A 17,097-nucleotide genomic window follows, 5' to 3' on the forward strand; every position below is an offset into this window, starting at 1 on the left:
TGCGGCTTTTTGATGCGAGGACTGGGATGGGCGGACCGGACGGAAGCGAGCGACTTGTCAAAAAGCACGATTTCGTTCAGTTGAGGCGGGGCGCCCTTGCCGGGCTCCTCATTGCAGCATTCGCACTCGCAGGCTGCGACAGGCCGGCCTCACAGGCCGCGGCTCCACCGCCGGCGCCGGTGACAGTGGCTCAGCCGGTCAAGCGCACCGTCACCGATTGGGATGAGTTCACCGGCCGCTTCGAGGCGGTCGAGGAGGTCCAGGTACGCCCCCGTGTCGGCGGCTTCGTCAACTCGGTCGAGTTCCAGGACGGCGCCATCGTGCGTCAGGGCGATCTGCTCTACGTGATCGACCCGCGCCCGTTCGAGGCCGTGGCGACGCAGGCGGAAGGGCAGCTCTCCGACGCGCGTGCCCGGGTGGAGCTTGCCAAGCGCGAGCTCGACCGCGGCCTCAGCCTGGTGCAGACCAGCGCCGTCTCCGAGCAGGTCGTCGATCAGCGCCGCCAGGCCTTGCAGGCCGCGCACGCGGCCGAGACGCAGGCGGAAGGCGCGCTGAAGGCCGCCAAGCTCAACATCGAGTTCACGCATGTGACGGCGCCGCTGACCGGCCGCGTCAGCCGCCATCTCGTCAGCCCGGGCAATCTCGTGCAGGGCAGCGACAACGGAACATCGACATTGCTGACCTCCATCGTGACGCTCGATCCGATCTACATCTATTTCGACATGGACGAGGCGACATTCATCAAATACAGCAAGCTGTGGTTCGAAGGTCGTCGCCCGAGCTCGCGCGACACGGCAAACCCGGTGCAGGTGTCTCTCGCCGGCGAGACCAAGCCGTCTCACGAAGGCGCCATCAACTTCCTCGACAATCGCCTCGACGTCTCCACGGGAACGCTGCGCAGCCGCGCGGTGGTCAAGAACACCGATTTGTCGATCCTGCCCGGTCAGTTCGGCCGCGTCCGCCTGATCGCCAGCGCGCCCTATGAGGCACTGCTGATTCCGGACGCCGCTGTTGCGACCGACCAGTCCCGCAAGATCGTTTTCGTGGTGAAGCCTGACGATACGGTCGAGGCGCGCCCTGTCGTGCTCGGGCCGCTTGACGAGGGCCTGCGGGTGATCCGTGAAGGGCTGAAGCCGGACGATCGCGTCATCGTCAACGGCATCCAGCGCGCCCGCGTCGGTGCCAAGGTCGCCCCGCAGACCGCGCAAACCCCGGCCGGTGGCAAGTCATGAATCTCGGCCGCCTCTCCATCAACCAGCCCATCCTGGCGATGGTGCTGTCGATCGTGCTGCTGATCGTCGGCGCGCTCGCCTACACCACGCTGCCGGTGTCCGAATATCCGCAAGTGGTGCCGCCCACCGTGGTCGTCACCACGCAATATCCCGGCGCCTCGGCGCAGACCGTGTCCGATACGGTCGCGGCTCCCATAGAGCAGCAGATCAACGGCGTCGAGGACATGCTGTATCTCTACAGCCAGGCGACCTCAAACGGACAGTTGACGATCACCGTCACCTTCAAGCTCGGCACCGATCTCGACAAGGCCCAGGTGCTGGTGCAGAACCGCGTTGCGATTGCACAGCCGCAACTGCCGGACGAGGTGCAGCGAAACGGCGTCGTCACCCGCAAGAACTCGCCCGACATCCTGATGGTCGTGTTCATGCTGTCGCCGGACGACACCTTCGACCAGCTCTACATCTCCAACTACGCGCTGCTTCAGGTCCGCGACCAGCTGCTGCGCATCGACGGCGTCGGCGACATCCAGATTTTCGGTGCGCGCGACTATTCGATGCGGCTGTGGCTCGACCCCGATCGAATCGCCAATCTCGGCCTTACCTCGACCGAGGTATTGGCAGCGATCCGCGCCCAGAACGTGCAGATCGCGGGCGGCCAGATTGCCGAGCCGCCGATCGCGGACCGAGCCTTTCAGCCGAATCTCACCTTTACCGGACGTTTGAAGGACCAGAGGCAGTTCGAGGACATCCTGATCAAGGCCGGTTCCGACGGCCGCACGGTACGGCTGCGCGACGTCGCCCGGATCGAGCTCGGCGCACTCGCTTATTCCACCAACAGCTTCCTGCTGCGCAAATCGGCCGTCGCCATGCTGGTGACCCAGCGGCCCGGATCGAACGCGCTCGCGACGGCAAAGAGCATCTCCGACACGATGACGAAGCTCAAGGAGAGCTTTCCGAAAGGTCTCGACTACAACATCGGCTATAATCCGACCGAGTTCATCGCCCAGTCCGTCCACGAGCTGATCAAGACAATCTACGAAGCCATGCTGCTTGTGGTCGTCGTGGTGCTGGTATTCCTGCAAGGATGGCGGCCCGCGATCATTCCGATCATCGCGATCCCGGTCTCGCTGGTCGGCACCTTCGCGGTGATGGCGGCGCTTGGATTCTCGATCAACAATCTGACCCTGTTCGGACTCGTCCTCGCCGTCGGCATCGTGGTCGATGATGCCATCGTCGTGGTCGAGAACGTCGAGCGCCATCTCGAGCACGGCCTCAGTCGTCGCGATGCGGCGCTGAAGACGATGGAAGAGGTGGGCGGCGCGCTGGTCTCGATCGCCCTGGTGCTGTGTGCGGTGTTTGTCCCGACCGCGTTCCTCGGCGGCATTTCCGGACAGTTCTTTCAGCAGTTCGCCGTCACCATTGCCGTTGCGACCGCGATCTCCTGCTTCTGCTCGCTGACGCTGTCTCCCGCGCTGGCCTCGCAGATCCTCACGCCGCACGAGGAGAAGCGTCCGCCGGCCGCCTGGAATGTCATCGCGCGCGGCTGGAACGCCTTCACTGGCGTGTTCAACCGCGTATTCGACCGTCTGGCGCACGGCTATGCGGGCCTTGCTAATTTCGTGATCCGCCACTCCGTCGTGATGCTTCTGATCTACGTCGTGCTGATCGGCAGCGCCGGCTGGCTGATCGTGACCACCCCGCAGGGCTTCATCCCCGCGCAGGATCGCGGCTATGTCATCATATCGGTGCAATTGCCGGGCGCCGCTTCGCTGGCGCGCACCACCGAGGTGGTCCGCGAGATCGAGCGCATCTCGCTGGATACGCCGGGCATCATCCGCGTTGCCGCTTTCGCCGGTTTCTCCGGCGCTACGCGCACGCAGGCCGGCAACGCGGCCGCGCTGTTTCCGGTGTTCGACGAGCCTGAGGCGCGGATGAAGAAGGGATTGTCTGCGAACGCCATCACGGTCGAACTGCGCAAGCGCCTGGCCGCGATCCAGGGCGCCTTCATCATCGTGATTCCGCCGCCGGCCGTGCCCGGCATCGGTACCGGCGGCGGCTTCACCATTCGCATCCAGGATCGCCAGGGTCGCGGGCCTGAGCTGCTCGCCGCGGCCACCGACGAGCTCGTCGCCGCGGCGCGCAAATCGCCCTTGTTGCTCGCTCCGTCGGTGTTCTCGCCGTTCAGCGCCAACACGCCGCAGCTCTTCGTCGACATCGACCGCACCAAGGCGCAGAAGCTGGGCGTGCCCATCTCCAACATCAACGACACGATCCAGACCTATTTCGGATCGACCTATGTCAACGACTTCAACCTGTTCGGCCGCACCTACCACGTCACCGCGCAGGCCGATTTCCCGTTCCGAAAGGAATCAAGCGACCTTGCGCGCCTGCGCACCCGCAACGCTTCCGGCGACATGGTGATGCTCGGCAGCGTGGTCGAGTTCAAGGACGTCTCGGGTCCCGACCGCGTCGCGCGCTACAATCTCTATGCGGCGTCGGAACTTCAGGGCGAACCGGCACCGGGCGTAAGCTCGACCACCGCGCTGAACACCATCAAGCAGCTCGCGGACGATACCTTGCCGAGCGGCTTCACCTTCGAGTGGACGGACCTGTCCTACCAGCAGATCACTGGCGGCAACGCCGGCCTCTACGTGTTCCCGATCTGCGTGCTGTTCGTCTATCTCGTGCTCGCAGCGCAATATGGCAGCTGGACCTTGCCCTTCGCGGTGATCCTGATCGTGCCGATGTGCCTGCTCGCTGCCACCATCGGCGTGCGTATCATGGGCCAGGACGTCAATATCCTCACCCAGATCGGTTTTGTCGTGCTGGTGGGACTGGCGGCGAAGAACGCGATCCTGATCGTCGAGTTCGCGCGCGACATCGAGAACGAGGGCAAGCCGCGGCTCGAGGCCGTGATCGAGGCCTGCCGCCTGCGCCTGCGGCCGATCCTGATGACGTCATTCGCCTTCATCCTCGGCGTGCTGCCGCTGGTGATCTCCAGCGGCTCCGGCTCGGAGATGCGGCAGGCCGTGGGCGTTGCCGTGTTCTTCGGCATGATCGGCGTCACCCTGTTCGGGCTTCTGTTCACGCCGATCTTCTACGTGGTGGTGCGGAACCTCGCGGAGGGACGGCGGGACAAGAAGCCGGAGGTGGTGGCCTGACGCTGCCTCTATGGTCATAGCCGTCTCCACACCCATCGCTGTCATCCCCGCGAACGCGGGGATCCATAGCCACAGGGAGTTGGTTTGGCGCGGGCAGCGGCAACTCCGAGTCTTCGCCAAAACCCTTCCTGGGGCTATGGGTCCCGGATCTGCGCGCGCTTTTGGCGCGCTTGTCCGGGACGACACCGGTTGTTTGGCGCACCGCCACCCATACTAACGACCAACGTGAAACGGATGGGCACGCGCGGGGTTCTTCACTAGTATCCGCGCGATTTCAAAACAGAAAACTACTGGGAGCTTAACGAATGAAATCAGCATTTTTGGTCGCCGCAGCGTCGGCCGTATTGCTCGCCGCGCCGGCCTCCGCACAAGGCGTCAAGATCGGCATCCTCAACGATCAGTCCGGCGTCTATGCAGACTACGGCGGCAAATGGTCGGTCGAAGCGGCCAGGATGGCGATCGAGGATTTCGGCGGCGAGGTACTCGGCCAGAAGATCGAGCTCATCACCGCCGACCACCAGAACAAGCCGGATCTCGCCAGCTCGATCGCGCGGCGCTGGTACGACGTCGAGAACGTCGACATGATCACGGAGCTGACGACCTCCTCGGTTGCGCTCGCGATCCACGAGCTTTCCAAGGAAAAGAAGAAGATCGACATCGTCGTCGGCGCCGCAACCTCGCGCCTCACCGGCGACGCCTGCCAGCCCTACGGCTTCCACTGGGCCTACGACACCCACGCGCTCGGCGTCGGCACCGGCGGTGCACTGACCAAGGCCGGCGGCGACACCTGGTTCTTCCTGACCGCGGATTACGCCTTCGGCTATGCGCTGGAGAAGGACACCAGCGAGATCGTCACGGCCAATGGCGGCAAGGTAGTCGGCTCGGTGCGCGTGCCGCTCAACTCCTCGGACTTCTCCTCCTTCCTGCTCCAGGCGCAGAGCTCGAAGGCGAAGATCGTGGGCCTCGCCAATGCCGGCCTCGACACCACCAACTCGATCAAGCAGGCGTCCGAGTTCGGCATCGTCTCCGGCGGCCAGAAGCTCGCGGGCCTCTTGATGACGCTCGCCGAAGTCAACGGCCTCGGCCTTCAGGCCGCGCAAGGCCTGGTGCTCACCGAAGGCTATTACTGGGATCTCAACGACAAGACGCGCAATCTCGGCGAGCGCTTCCTCAAGCGCACCGGACGGATGCCGAGCATGATCCATGCCGGCACCTATTCGGCGACGCTGAGCTACCTGAAGGCCGTCAAGGCCGCCGGCACCAAGGATCCGGATGCCGTCGCCAAGAAGCTGAAGGAACTGCCGGTCGACGACGACTTCGCGCAAGGCGGCAAGGTGCTCGAGAACGGTCGCATGGTCCACGACATGTATCTGTTCGAGGTCAAGAAGCCGTCGGAGTCGAAGAAGCCGTGGGATTATTACAAGCTGCTCGCCACCGTCCCCGGCGACAAGGCCTTCTTCACCGCCAAGGAAAGCGGCTGTCCGCTGACGAAGTAGGGAAGAGGCAAGGCTGCCACTGTGCACTCCGCCGTCGTCCCGGACAAGCGCGCCCAAGCGCGCGCCGATCCGGGACCCATAACCACAGGCGGGCGTGGTTACGGGGACTCGGAGTTGCCAGCTCGCATCACAATTACTCCCTGCGGTTATGGGTCCCGGATCGGCGCTTCGCTTGTCCGGGACGACACCGAGTATGTTGCGGCCTCCCGCCTCTCACACCAACCGCAACACCACCGCGCCCAGCGCTCCAACCCACAGCGCCATGGCGGCGATGCCCTGGATCGCGAAACCGGTGCCGCGCTTGGCTGCCGCCTTCGAATAGCCGACGAAATAGACGATGCGGCCGACGATCCAGACCACACCGATGCCCGCCGCGATGGCGTCGCTGATGTAGATCGCGAACAGCCAAAGCGCCGGCAGGAAGATCGGCATCCATTCCAGCGTGTTCATCTGGATGCGGAACGCGCGCTCGAAATCCGGATGGCCCGACATCGCCGGCACCTTGACGCCGGTCGCGGTACGCGAGCGCGACACGTTGATGCAGGTGAAGAAGTAGAACGCAATCGCGAGCAGCGTGACGAGGGCGGTGAGATGATACATCGCTAGTCCCTTGGAGGAGATCGCGTCTCAATAGCCGGTCAGCTCGAGATAGCCAACGCCGTCATGCGAGCCGGCAAAGCTGATCGGTCCTTCCCAATAGGAGAAGCCGGTCCCCATCCAGGCCTTGGGGTTGAGCGGCTTGCAAGCAATCGAGAACGATCGCGAGGGGATCGCGATCTGCCACTCCACCGGCAGCTTGCGTCCCGCGACATCCGCGGTTGCCTTCGGCGTCATCTGGATGTCGCCTCCCGAGATCATCTGCGTCTCGCCGGTGGCGCTGATCCAGTTGCCGAACGGATAATCCTTGCCGTCCTTCTGCCGCAGCCGGTACAGCATCAGCTTGTCGCCGGATGCGAGATGCAGCGAGAGCCAGTCCCAGCCGGTCTGGTCGGCATCGAGCGGCTGGCTGCTCCATTCCCTGTCCGTCCAGGCCTGGCCGGTGACATCGACGGATTTGGCATCGATCGTGAGATTGCCGCGCGCGCGATAGAACGGCTGGCTGTAATAGTAGGACGCCTGACCGCGCTCGGACTTGCGGCTGTAGCCGCCATCGCCCTGCAACACCACCGGCCGGTCCGCCTCCAGCGTCAGCGCATAGCTGAAATCGGTGCCGGACGCCTTCAGTGTCAGCGGTGCCAGTGTGTGATCGTCGGTGCGCTCGAGGCCCTTCATCTCCCAGTTGTCGATCCAGGCATCGAACGGCTTGGCCGTCACGCCGGCCTGTCCCACGCCGCCGCGCGAAAACGTTTCGTTGAAGCGGTGGGTGTCGGCCCGTGTCACCGCGGCATGCGCCATCCACACCTGCTGATTGGCCCAGCCTTCGCCTTGTGGGCCCGGCTGCGCGGCCTGGCGGAACAGCGTCCATTGCAGGCCGCAAGCCGCGCCGCCGCCATCGACCAGGTTCGCCGTGAGATACCACCACTCGATGCGAAATTCCGGATGCGGCCCGTGATCGGCGGGAAAGGTGAATGTCTTTCCCGGCGTGACCTTGGCAAAGCCGTCGGCGGTCTCGCCGAGCCCGGCATAGCCCTGCGCGCCGGCGCGCCGCGCGAGAGCGAGGGCGGCGATGCCGGCGGCGAAGGCGCGCCGCGAGATCCGGTCAGCGCTCATTGGCAAACACCTTGACGAGGGTCGCCGGCTGCATCCGCGCCAGCCGCAGCATCGGCAGCAAGGCGGCCACCAGCGAAGCAAGCAGTGCAACCACGACCAGCTCGACCAATTGCAGCGGAAACACGTGGAACGGCAGCCGCCAGCCGAATGCCTTCACATTGACGATCGCAATCAGGCACCACGCCACCAGCAGGCCGAGCGGCACCGCCAGCAGGGACGTGAACAGTGCGACCGAGAGCGTCTTGGTCAGCTCGATCGCGGCAAGGCGCGGCCGCGTGACACCGATCGCCCACAGCGGCGCGAGCTGGGGCAGGCGGGAGTTCGCCAGTGTCAGCAGGCTGGTCAGCAGCGCGATGCCGGCGACGCCGAGCGTGAAGGCGTTCAGCGCCGAGGTCACGGCGAAGGTGCGGTTGAAGATGCGGATCGATTCCGCCTTCACCGTCGCCTGGTCGGCGACGCTGCGGTCGTCGAGCGCAAACTGCTTCTGCAGGGCCGCGATCAGGCCGGGGATATGTTCCTTGGCGACGATCAGGCCCATCCGCGTCTGCGGCGTCTGCGGAAACTGCCGGATCAGCGCTGCGACATTCACGGCCAGCTGCCCCCTGGGATTGCCGTAATCGGCATAGATGCCGACGATGTCGAGCTCCCAGGTGCCGCCCGGCGCCGGCACATCGATCACGTCACCGAGGCGCACATTCAGCCGGCGGCTCAACTGCTCGCTGATGAAGGCGGCATTGCCCGGCACCAGACGGGTCCAGGCGCGGGGTGCGGCTTGCAGCAGCGGCCAGCGCTCGCGATAGAGCGCATGATCGGGCAGGCCCAGCAGCTCGACCGGCTGGCCTTGAATCTGCGCTTCCGCACGTCCGCCCGAGAGGATCGCCTGGACGTCGCTGCGTTCCTTCAGCCAGTTGCGGATCGCAACGCCCTGCGCATTGTCGGACGCGCTGATGTAGACGTCGGCGGCGAGCCGCCCGTCGAGCCAGCCGATGAACGTGCGGCTGAAGGTCTCCACCATGGTCGAGACGCCGACATTGACGGCAAGCGCGAGCAGCAGCGCCATCAGCGCGAGCGACAATCCGGACAGCTGTTGACGGCTGTCCGCCCAGAACCACAGCGCAAGCGGGCCACGCGCGACGCGCTGGCCGGCGAGCAGGATGATGTCGAGGAAGACCGGCAGGATCAGCGCCGCACCTAACATCAGGGCCGCGAGCACGCCAAAGCCTGTGATCAGCGATTGACCGTACTGGAGCAGCAACAGGGCGACCGCGAACACGGCGCAGGCCGCACAGCTCTGAAGGACCAGCCAGCGGCGTTGCCGCTGCTGCCAGGCGCGCGGCTGGGCGGTTGCCAGCACCGGCATCCTGACCGCCTTGATCAGGCTCGTTGCGGCCGCCACCAGCGCGCCCGCCACGCTGATGCCGATGCCGGCGAGCCACCATTCGCCTCGCAGGCTGAGCTGCCCCGGAATCTGCGCGCCATAGAGCCCGCGTAGCGATGCGGCGACGTCGGGCAGCAGGGCAGCCGCGATGAAATAGCCGCAAGCGAGCCCGATCAGCCCGGCGATCAGCGCCAGTGCCACGAGCTCGATCACCAGCACCGTGTTGACCAGCCGCGCCGAGGCGCCGCAGGCGCGCAAGGTCCGCAGCATCGGCAGACGCTGCTCGAAGGCGAGGCCGACGGCCGAGTTGACGATGAACAGGCCGACGAAGAACGACAACAGGCCGAACGCGGTGAGATTGAGATGGAAACTGTCGGTGAGATGCTCCAGCTCCGTCTCGGCATCCGGCTCGACCCGCTGCAACTGCTCGCCAACGACGCTGGCCAGCGGCGCCGGCTTGCCCCTCGCCTTGCCGATCAGGAGCCGGGACACCTGATCCGGCTTGTTGAGGAGGCCCTGTGCCACGCCGATATCGACCACGAGCACATCGGGCACGAGCTGCGGCAGCACGCGCAGCGGCGGCAGCTTTGCGCCATCGCTGATGGCCGGCGCCGCGCCTTCCGCCTCATGCAAGTCGGCCAGCGTCTCCCGCGCCACCAGCGTCTGGCCCGGCGGCGCGACGAAGCTGCTCAGATCCGAGGCGCCGAGCCGCGGCGCGTTGCCGACATCGGCCGGCAGCGTCACCGGCTCGATGCCGAGCAGCCGCACCGAGCGGCCGTTGATCTGGACCCGCCCCTCCAGCACCGGCGAGACCGGCCAGCCCGCGCGCCGGAGCTTGACGAACAGCTCCTGGGAAAACGTCGCCGCCTTTGGCGCCACCAGCATCGCCGTGCGCGCGCCGCCGAATGTTGCCGCGGCACGGTCATAGGCATTGCGGGCCTGCTGGTTGATCGCCTGCACGCCGCTCCACAGCGCGGTCGCCGCGATCAGCCCGATCAGCAGCGTGGCGAACTGCATCTTGTGGCGCCGCCAGTGGCTGAGCAGCACGGCGAGGATCCACAGTGCGCGCCTCATGCGATGCGCCCCGCATGCAGGGTGAGGTGACGGTCGAGCGTCGCAGCCAGATGCAGGCTGTGCGTCACCATCAGGAAGCCGCAGCCGGTGCGCGCGACCAGGTCGCGCGTCAGCGCCAGCACGTCCTCGGCGGTGGCCTCGTCCAGATTGCCGGTCGGCTCGTCCGCGAGCAGCAGCGAGGGCTTTGTCGCCAGCGCCCGGCCGATCGCGACCCGCTGCTGCTGGCCGCCCGATATTTGCTCTGGATAACGTTTGAGCAGGCTGCCGAGCCCAAGCCGCTCGACAAGCTCCTTGATCCAGGCCGCATCATGCCGGCCGGCGATCCGCGCCTGGAAGGCGAGATTGTCGGCGACCGAGAGGCTCGGGACCAGGTTGAATTGCTGGAAGACCAGCCCGATGCGGTCCCGCCGCAGGCTGGCGCGTCCCGCATCGGACAGCTTGGTGACCTCGATCTCCTCCAGTTGGATCGTGCCGCCGTCGGCGGCATCGAGCCCCGCGATCAGATGCAGCAATGTGCTCTTGCCGCTGCCAGACTCGCCGGTCAGCGCGACGCGCTCGCCGTGCCTGAGGTCGAGATCGACGCCGCGCAGCACATGGACCGGCTCGCCGGCCGAGGAGAACGTCTTGGACAGATTTCGGATGCTCAGCACGATGAATGGCGCCGGACGGAATTGACACAATTGCTCCGTAGCACACTTGCTGCGGAAATGCCGGGTTGCGTTGGTCTTGAAGCCGTTGTTAGCTTCCAAGACGGCCAAATCAAAAAGTGCCAAAAAGACATACGGGGAGATTCATGAGCGCTCAGGGAACGCCGGCGGCGGCGGGCAGGACGGCAGGGCAATCCAAGGCAACGCCGAAGGGCGCCTGGACCATTACATTTCTCCTCTTTCTCTTCATGGTGGTGAACTTCGCAGACAAGATCGTCGTCGGTCTCGCCGGCGTGCCGATCATGACCGACATGAAGCTCAGCGCCGAGCAGTTCGGCCTGCTCGGGTCCTCGTTCTTCTTCCTGTTCTCGATCTCTGCCATCGTGGTCGGCTTCATCGTCAACAAGGTGCCGACGCGCTGGGTGCTGCTTGCTCTGGCCGTGATCTGGGCGCTGGCGCAATTTCCGATGGTCGGCACCGTCTCCTTCACCACGCTCCTGATCTGCCGCATCGTGCTGGGCGCCGGCGAAGGCCCGGCCTTTTCGGTCGCCGCGCACGCCATCTACAAATGGTTCCCCGACGAGAAGCGCACGCTGCCGACCGCGATCCTGTCGCAGGGCTCGGCCTTCGGTGTCATCCTCGCGGTGCCGGCGCTGAACTGGATCATCGTCAATCATTCCTGGCACTATGCCTTCGGCGCGCTCGGAATCGTCGGCCTGATCTGGGTTGCGGCCTGGCTCACGCTCGGCAAGGAAGGGCCGCTGGAAGACACGCAAGTCTCGGCTGCGGTCGAGCCGAAGATCCCTTACCTGCAGCTTCTCACCTCGCGCACCTTCATCGGGTGCGTCGCCGCAACCTTCGGCGCCTATTGGGCGCTGTCGCTCGGCCTGACCTGGTTCACGCCGTTCATCGTCAAGGGGCTCGGGTTCTCGCAGAGCAAGGCCGGCTTCATCTCGATCCTGCCCTGGGTGTTCGGCGCCACCATCGTCATGCTGACCGGCTGGATCTCGCAGGTGATGATGGCGCGCGGCTACAACACCCGTGCGGCGCGCGGCGTTCTCGGCTCGGTGCCGCTGGTGATCGGCGGGCTGATCCTGGCGATGATGCCGCATGTCCAGGGCGCGGGCCTTCAGATCGCGCTGCTTGTGGTCGGCTCGGGCCTGTGCGGGGCGATCTACGTCGTCTGCCCGCCCATGCTCGGCGAATTCACGCCGACGTCGCAGCGCGGCGCGATTCTCGCGATCTACGGTGCGCTCTACACGCTCGCCGGCATCATCGCGCCGGCCGTGATGGGCGCCACGATCCAGCGCGCCGGCAGCACGCTCGACGGCTACCTGACCGGCTTCACCATCAACGCCGTGATCATGGTCGGCTCCGGCCTGCTCGGTCTGCTGCTGCTCTGGCCGAACACGGAGAGGACCAGGCTGACGCGCGGTGCCACTCCGCAGGCAGCTGCGCTGAAAGGCGCGGTGTCGCCGGGGTAAGGGAAGCGGTTAGCCGCCCCAACCACAACTGTCGTCCCGGACAAGCGTAAGCGCAGATCCGGGACCCCCGCGCGAGCGCTTGCGCTCGTCGCGATAATCACAGAGTGGTTTGGCGAAGGCTCGGAGTTGACAGCTTCGCACCACACGTCTCCCTGTGGTTATGGATCCCCGCTTTCGCGGGGATGACAGCGACGATGTTGAGACGCTTTGGCGTCTCACACATGGATGTCCCCTAATTCACCCCCTGCGCACCACGAATCAGCCTCCCCGGCCGCCGTCCCGTGGCCTCACCCTGTCGCCGCGTCACCACGCCCGACACGATGGTCGCCTCGTAGCCGTCGACATCCTGCAGCAATCTCCGCCCGCCGACCGGCAGATCGTAATGGACCTTCGGCGGATGCAGGTGCAGGCGGTCGTAGTCGATCACGTTGACGTCAGCTTTATAGCCCGGAGCAATAAGCCCGCGGTCGGTGAGACCGACCGAGAGCGCCGTCTTGCGCGACTGCGCCGCGACCACGAACGGGATCGTGAGCTTCTCGCCGCGCTTGCGGTCACGCGTCCAGTGCGTCAGCAGATAGGTCGGGAAGCTCGCATCGCAGATGATGCCGCAATGCGCGCCGCCGTCGGACAGACCTGGCACGGATTGCGGGTCGAGCAGCATCTCGCGCGTCGCATCGAGATTGCCGTCGGAATAGTTGAGGAATGGCACGTAGAGCATGCCGCGGCCATCGTCCGACAGCATGGCGTCATAGGCGAGCTCTTCCGGCCGACGCCCCTGCCTGCGCGCCAGCGGTCCCAGCGCGTTCTCCGGCGGCTGCTCGTAATCGGGGGGATCGCCGAGCAGGAACATCTTGTCGTAGTCGGGACGGAAGAACAGCGGATCGTCGGTCGCGGTCGCCGTCTCGCTCAGGATTGCCTTGCGCACATCAGGCTGATGCAGCCGCGCCAGCCGTTCCTGCAGCGGCAGATGGGCAATCGCCCTGTAGCTCGGATGGGTCTGGAAAGGGTTGCGCGAGAGCTCGAGCCCGAGCAGGAGCCCGACAGGGCGCGCCGCAATCTGCGCGGTGACGGAGAGGCCGCGCCGTGCTGCCGCATTGATCTCGTCCAGCGTCTGGCGCCAGCGCTGCGGTGCCTTGTCGTTCTGCGTGATCGAGAACGAGATCGGGCATTTCGTCGAGTCTGCGACCCGCAGCATCATCGGCAGGTCTTCGTGGAGGGTGGAGAGGTCGAGCACGAATTGCAGCACGCTGCGGCCCTGCCGGTGCATCGCGCCGGCAATCGCGGTGAGCTCGTCCTCGCCTGCTTTCAGCGTCGGCGTGAAATCGCCGGTCGAGGTGCGATGATTGAGCGTGCGCGAGGTCGAGAAGCCGAGCGCTCCCGAGCGTACCGCCTCGCCCGCGAGCCTCGCCATCGCCGCATTGTCCTCCGCGGTCGAGGGATCGCGGCGCGCGCCGCGCTCGCCCATGACGTAGACGCGCAGCGCCGCATGCGGCAGTTGCGCGCCGACATCGATGTCGAAATCGCGCCCGGAGAGCCAGTCCATGTAATCCGGAAAACTCTCCCAGGCCCAGGGAATGCCGGCGCTCAGCACCGGCTCCGGAATATCCTCGACGCCTTCCATGAGCTGGATCAGGCGGGTGTGGTCAGCAGGCTTGCACGGCGCAAAGCCGACGCCGCAATTGCCCATGATCGCCGTGGTGACGCCGTTCTGTGAGGACGGCGTGATGTCCTGGCTCCAGGTGACCTGCCCGTCGTAATGGGTATGCACGTCGACGAAGCCCGGCGTCACCAGTTTTCCGCGCGCGTCGATCTCCTCGCGGCCCTTCGACGCAACCTTGCCGACTTCGCTAATCTTGCCGCCGGTGATGGCGACATCAGCCTCGAACAGCTCGCCGCCGCTGCCGTCCGCGACGGTGCCGCCGCGGATTATGAGATCAGGGGTGCTCATTGGTGTTTCTTCCCGATTTGTTTTGTTGTTGTACGCGCCTCTTTCAGCTGTCGTCCCGGACAAGCGAAGCGCAGATCCGGGACCCATAACCACAGGGAAATGTTTTGCGAAGACTCGGAGTGACCAGTCCCGCGCCGCAACTTCTCCCTGTGGTTATGGGTCCCTGCATTCGCAGGGACGACAGTTGAATTCGTGGCTCAAGCCTTGGCCGGCTTCCGTTCCGTGAACGGCGACAGCACCACCGTCGCGAGCATGAAGATCACGGACGCGCCGAACACCCAATGCGGCGCGCCTTGGTCCATGATCCAGCCGAACAGCAGCGGTGAGACGATGCCGCCGAGATTGAAACCGGTCGAGACGATGCCGAAGGCACGCCCCGCAGCGCCGGCGGGCGCCGCATTGCGCACCAGCATGTCGCGGGAGGGCGCGATCACGCCGGAGAGGAAGCCCGCGGTCGCCATCATGGCGGTCAGCGCCCAGCCCGGCAGCGTCACCAGCGCGATCAGCAGCACGATTGCCGCATTCGCCGCAAAGCAGGCCGCCGCGACATAGCCGTGACGCTCGGTGTGGTCGGCGAGGAAGCCGCCCGCGAGCACGCCCGCGGCGCTGGCGGCGAGGAATGCGGTCAATGCGACGTTGGCGATCGAATAAGAGGCACCATACCCGCTCATCAGCGCGACCACGCCGAAATTGTTGATACCTGCGACCGACAGGCTGAGCAGCATGAACAGCGCGGTCAACGTGATCAACGCTGGGGTGATCACCGCCTGCTTCGGCGCGCTTTCGCCGCCCGGCTTCTTCTTGTGCGCGCCGGCCTCGGGAATGCCCATGGCGATCAGCAGCAACGCCACCAGGATCGCGATCGCGCCCGACGCGATCAGCGCACCGACGCCGCCGGACAGGGTGACCAGCGCGGCAACGATCGCCGGCGTCACCGCACCGCCGAGATAGCCGGCAAAGGTGTGGACCGAGAAGGCGCGCCCCATCCGCGCCTCGTCCATGTGCTCGGCCAGGATCGCGTAATCGGCGGGATGATAGACGCTGTTGGCGAGGCCGAGCAGCACGGCGCAGGCGATCAGCGAGGCGTAGCTGAGGTGTAGTCCGAGCAGGATCAGCGCGAGCCCGCCGAGCGTCAGCCCGGCCAGCAGGATTTTGCGCGCGCCAAAATGGTCGACGAGATAGCCGGTCGGCGCCTGCGTCAGACCCGATACGACGGCAAGCGTGGTAAGCGCGAAGCCGAGCTCGACATAGCCGACGCCGAGCTTTTCCCTCAGGAACGGAAACAGCATCGGCAGGACCAGCAGGTGGAAATGGCTGACCCAATGCGCGATGGAGATTCCGGTCAGCGTGCGCAGCGCATTGTCCGCCTTGCCATGCTGCGGTGCGGCGAGAACGTCGACCATTGCAGTTCCGTTTCACTCCCGATGGAGGCGCAAACTATCGGGGAGGGCGGTTATTTGTCCATGAACGCAGGCGCATGGCAGCTAGCGCGGGCGGGGGAAGTGAGGGGCATCGGGTGTGCCTCCACGCCGTCATCCCTGCGCACGCAGGGACGACAACGGAGTTCGGGCTACTCACAACGGCTCGTCATCCGGGCCATATCGATCACGCTTCGGCGTTGCGATGTCGCCGTCTTCGTAATCGTCGTCGTCAATCTCGCGCCGGGGTGAGGGCTTCTTTGCCTTGTCTTGCGCCTGCTTCGGCGGTTCGCTCGGTTTTACGGTCTTGGCCATGGCTGGTCCCGGATGGGTGATGCTGCATCCGAATGAATCTATCCGCCCAATATGTGCGGTTCCTGGCCCAACTCAAGGCTCGCGACGAGGCCGTCAGTGCAGCATCGGTCCGCCCGCCTTCTTCCAGGCATCGATGCCGCCGGCGATATGGGCGGTGTTGAGAAGTCCCGCTTTCTTCGCAGCCGCCACGGCCATCGCCGAGCGTTCGCCGAAGGCGCAGAAGAACACCACACGGCGGCCGGTGGCGGCCGCGACCTCGCGCAGCATGCCGCCGGGCTTGAGGCTCTCCTCGACGGAGGGATAGGGCGTGTGCAGCGCGCCTTCGAGCGTGCCGTGTTTCAGCCGCTCGTTGGTCTCGCGCAGGTCGACCAGCAGGATGTCGGGCCGGCCGAGCGCGCGGATCGCCTCGACGGCGCTCAGCGCGCGGCCTTCCTTTTCCAGCTCCTCCTGATGCAGGCCGACATGCATGTTGGCGGGCACCGCCACGTCCATCATCTTCGGATTGGGCAGCTTCAGGTTCGCCATCAGCTCGATATATTCGTCCACCGAGCGCACCTGGAGCCGCGGATTGTAGCGCTTCTCCTCGCCGATGGTGGAGACGGTATCGCCCTTGTAGTCATGCGCCGGGAACACCATCGTCTCGTCCGGCAGCTTGAGCAGGCGGTTGAAGATCGAATCATACTGGGCGCGCGAGGATCCGTTCTGGAAATCGGTGCGGCCGGTGCCGCGGATCAGGAGCGTGTCGCCGGTGAAGACGCGGTCTCCCATCAGATAGGAATAGGAATCGTCGGTGTGACCCGGCGTGTACATCACGTCGAGCGACAGGCCCTCGATCGTCACCTTGTCGCCGTCGGCCACCCGCATCGCAACCACGTCGGCCTTGGTCTGGTCGCCCATCACGGTCATGCAATGGGTGCGGTCGCGCAGTTCGCCGAGGCCGGTGACGTGGTCGGCATGCAGATGGGTATCCACCGCCTTCACCAGCTTGAGGTCGAGCTCGCGCAGCAATTGGCAGTAGCGGTCGACCTTTTCCAACACGGGATCCAGGATCAGAGCCTCGCCGCCGGCGCGGCTGGCCAGGAGATAGCTGTAGGTGCCCGAAACGCTGTCGAAGAGCTGGCGGAAGATCATGGCGGGAAGTCCGGCGTGGAACTCGTTTCGAGGATTCTACTACGTTCCGGGCAAAAAAGAGAAGCAATTCACTGTGCGCGCGAGAGAATTTGGAAGATTTTTG

12 protein-coding genes are annotated in these 17,097 nt (G+C 65.4%); 4 read left to right on the top strand and 8 right to left on the bottom strand.

Annotated features, from left to right (window positions below):
- Nucleotides 1–26: 26 nt before the first annotated feature.
- From IVB23_RS22620 to IVB23_RS22630, 3 genes are all read left to right on the top strand, one after another.
- On the top strand, nt 27–1,232 hold the full coding sequence (locus IVB23_RS22620; protein ID WP_061879767.1) for an efflux RND transporter periplasmic adaptor subunit: 1,206 nt from the start codon (nt 27–29) through the stop codon (nt 1,230–1,232).
- Entirely contained in the window at nt 1,229–4,393 is a 3,165-nt protein-coding gene (locus IVB23_RS22625; RefSeq protein WP_247800092.1) for a multidrug efflux RND transporter permease subunit, read from the top strand. The genes IVB23_RS22620 and IVB23_RS22625 overlap by 4 nt, the downstream gene beginning before the upstream one ends.
- A 305-nt stretch (nt 4,394–4,698) precedes the next feature.
- Entirely contained in the window at nt 4,699–5,889 is a 1,191-nt protein-coding gene (locus IVB23_RS22630; protein WP_035674734.1) for an ABC transporter substrate-binding protein, read from the top strand.
- Nucleotides 5,890–6,102: 213 nt separating this feature from the next.
- Here IVB23_RS22630 and IVB23_RS22635 read toward each other — a convergent pair whose 3' ends face one another.
- Genes IVB23_RS22635 through IVB23_RS22650 form a run of 4 tightly spaced genes read right to left on the bottom strand, consistent with a single transcriptional unit; the run spans nt 6,103 to nt 10,701 of the window.
- Complete coding sequence (locus IVB23_RS22635; RefSeq protein WP_247800093.1) at nt 6,103–6,489, bottom strand: MAPEG family protein; 387 nt, start codon at nt 6,487–6,489, stop codon at nt 6,103–6,105.
- A 27-nt stretch (nt 6,490–6,516) separates the two neighbouring features.
- Nucleotides 6,517–7,599, bottom strand: a complete 1,083-nt coding sequence (locus IVB23_RS22640; protein ID WP_247800094.1) for a lipocalin-like domain-containing protein — start codon at nt 7,597–7,599, stop codon at nt 6,517–6,519.
- A complete protein-coding gene (locus tag IVB23_RS22645; protein WP_247800095.1) occupies nt 7,589–10,051 on the bottom strand; it encodes an FtsX-like permease family protein in 2,463 nt (820 codons plus the stop codon). The genes IVB23_RS22640 and IVB23_RS22645 overlap by 11 nt, the downstream gene beginning before the upstream one ends.
- Nucleotides 10,048–10,701 carry an ABC transporter ATP-binding protein gene (locus tag IVB23_RS22650; RefSeq protein WP_247800096.1) on the bottom strand — a complete coding sequence of 218 codons (654 nt, stop codon included), beginning with the start codon at nt 10,699–10,701 and terminating at the stop codon, nt 10,048–10,050. Before IVB23_RS22650 ends, IVB23_RS22645 begins: the two co-directional genes overlap by 4 nt.
- A gap of 143 nt (nt 10,702–10,844) precedes the next feature.
- Here IVB23_RS22650 and IVB23_RS22655 point away from each other — a divergent pair, with 143 nt between their 5' ends.
- Nucleotides 10,845–12,182 carry an MFS transporter gene (locus IVB23_RS22655; RefSeq protein ID WP_247800097.1) on the top strand — a complete coding sequence of 446 codons (1,338 nt, stop codon included), beginning with the start codon at nt 10,845–10,847 and terminating at the stop codon, nt 12,180–12,182.
- A gap of 232 nt (nt 12,183–12,414) precedes the next feature.
- Here the strand turns inward: IVB23_RS22655 and IVB23_RS22660 are convergent, their stop codons facing one another.
- From IVB23_RS22660 to IVB23_RS22675, 4 genes are all read right to left on the bottom strand, one after another.
- Nucleotides 12,415–14,130 (bottom strand): amidohydrolase family protein, encoded by a 1,716-nt coding sequence (locus IVB23_RS22660; protein ID WP_247800098.1) that lies wholly within the window; start codon nt 14,128–14,130, stop codon nt 12,415–12,417.
- Nucleotides 14,131–14,327: 197 nt separating this feature from the next.
- Nucleotides 14,328–15,533 carry an MFS transporter gene (locus IVB23_RS22665; RefSeq protein ID WP_247800099.1) on the bottom strand — a complete coding sequence of 402 codons (1,206 nt, stop codon included), beginning with the start codon at nt 15,531–15,533 and terminating at the stop codon, nt 14,328–14,330.
- A 171-nt stretch (nt 15,534–15,704) separates the two neighbouring features.
- Complete coding sequence (locus IVB23_RS22670) at nt 15,705–15,863, bottom strand: hypothetical protein (RefSeq protein WP_061879759.1); 159 nt, start codon at nt 15,861–15,863, stop codon at nt 15,705–15,707.
- Nucleotides 15,864–15,956: 93 nt separating this feature from the next.
- Nucleotides 15,957–16,994: an MBL fold metallo-hydrolase gene (locus IVB23_RS22675; protein WP_061879758.1), complete on the bottom strand. Its 1,038-nt coding sequence runs from the start codon at nt 16,992–16,994 to the stop codon at nt 15,957–15,959.
- Between the last annotated feature and the right edge of the window lie 103 nt (nt 16,995–17,097).

This window comes from Bradyrhizobium sp. 191, from assembly GCF_023100985.1.
Taxonomy (GTDB): domain Bacteria; phylum Pseudomonadota; class Alphaproteobacteria; order Rhizobiales; family Xanthobacteraceae; genus Bradyrhizobium; species Bradyrhizobium diversitatis.

Bases quoted from the DNA above. Each gene is read 5' to 3' on its own strand.
- IVB23_RS22635 (WP_247800093.1), bottom strand. From the start codon at position 6,489: ATGTATCATCTCACCGCCCTCGTCACGCTGCTCGCGATTGCGTTCTAC.
- IVB23_RS22645 (WP_247800095.1), bottom strand. From the start codon at position 10,051: ATGAGGCGCGCACTGTGGATCCTCGCCGTGCTGCTCAGCCACTGGCGG.
- IVB23_RS22675 (WP_061879758.1), bottom strand. From the start codon at position 16,994: ATGATCTTCCGCCAGCTCTTCGACAGCGTTTCGGGCACCTACAGCTAT.
- IVB23_RS22660 (WP_247800098.1), bottom strand. From the start codon at position 14,130: ATGAGCACCCCTGATCTCATAATCCGCGGCGGCACCGTCGCGGACGGC.
- IVB23_RS22620 (WP_061879767.1), top strand. From the start codon at position 27: ATGGGCGGACCGGACGGAAGCGAGCGACTTGTCAAAAAGCACGATTTC.
- IVB23_RS22640 (WP_247800094.1), bottom strand. From the start codon at position 7,599: ATGAGCGCTGACCGGATCTCGCGGCGCGCCTTCGCCGCCGGCATCGCC.
- IVB23_RS22670 (WP_061879759.1), bottom strand. From the start codon at position 15,863: ATGGCCAAGACCGTAAAACCGAGCGAACCGCCGAAGCAGGCGCAAGAC.
- IVB23_RS22665 (WP_247800099.1), bottom strand. From the start codon at position 15,533: ATGGTCGACGTTCTCGCCGCACCGCAGCATGGCAAGGCGGACAATGCG.
- IVB23_RS22630 (WP_035674734.1), top strand. From the start codon at position 4,699: ATGAAATCAGCATTTTTGGTCGCCGCAGCGTCGGCCGTATTGCTCGCC.
- IVB23_RS22625 (WP_247800092.1), top strand. From the start codon at position 1,229: ATGAATCTCGGCCGCCTCTCCATCAACCAGCCCATCCTGGCGATGGTG.
- IVB23_RS22655 (WP_247800097.1), top strand. From the start codon at position 10,845: ATGAGCGCTCAGGGAACGCCGGCGGCGGCGGGCAGGACGGCAGGGCAA.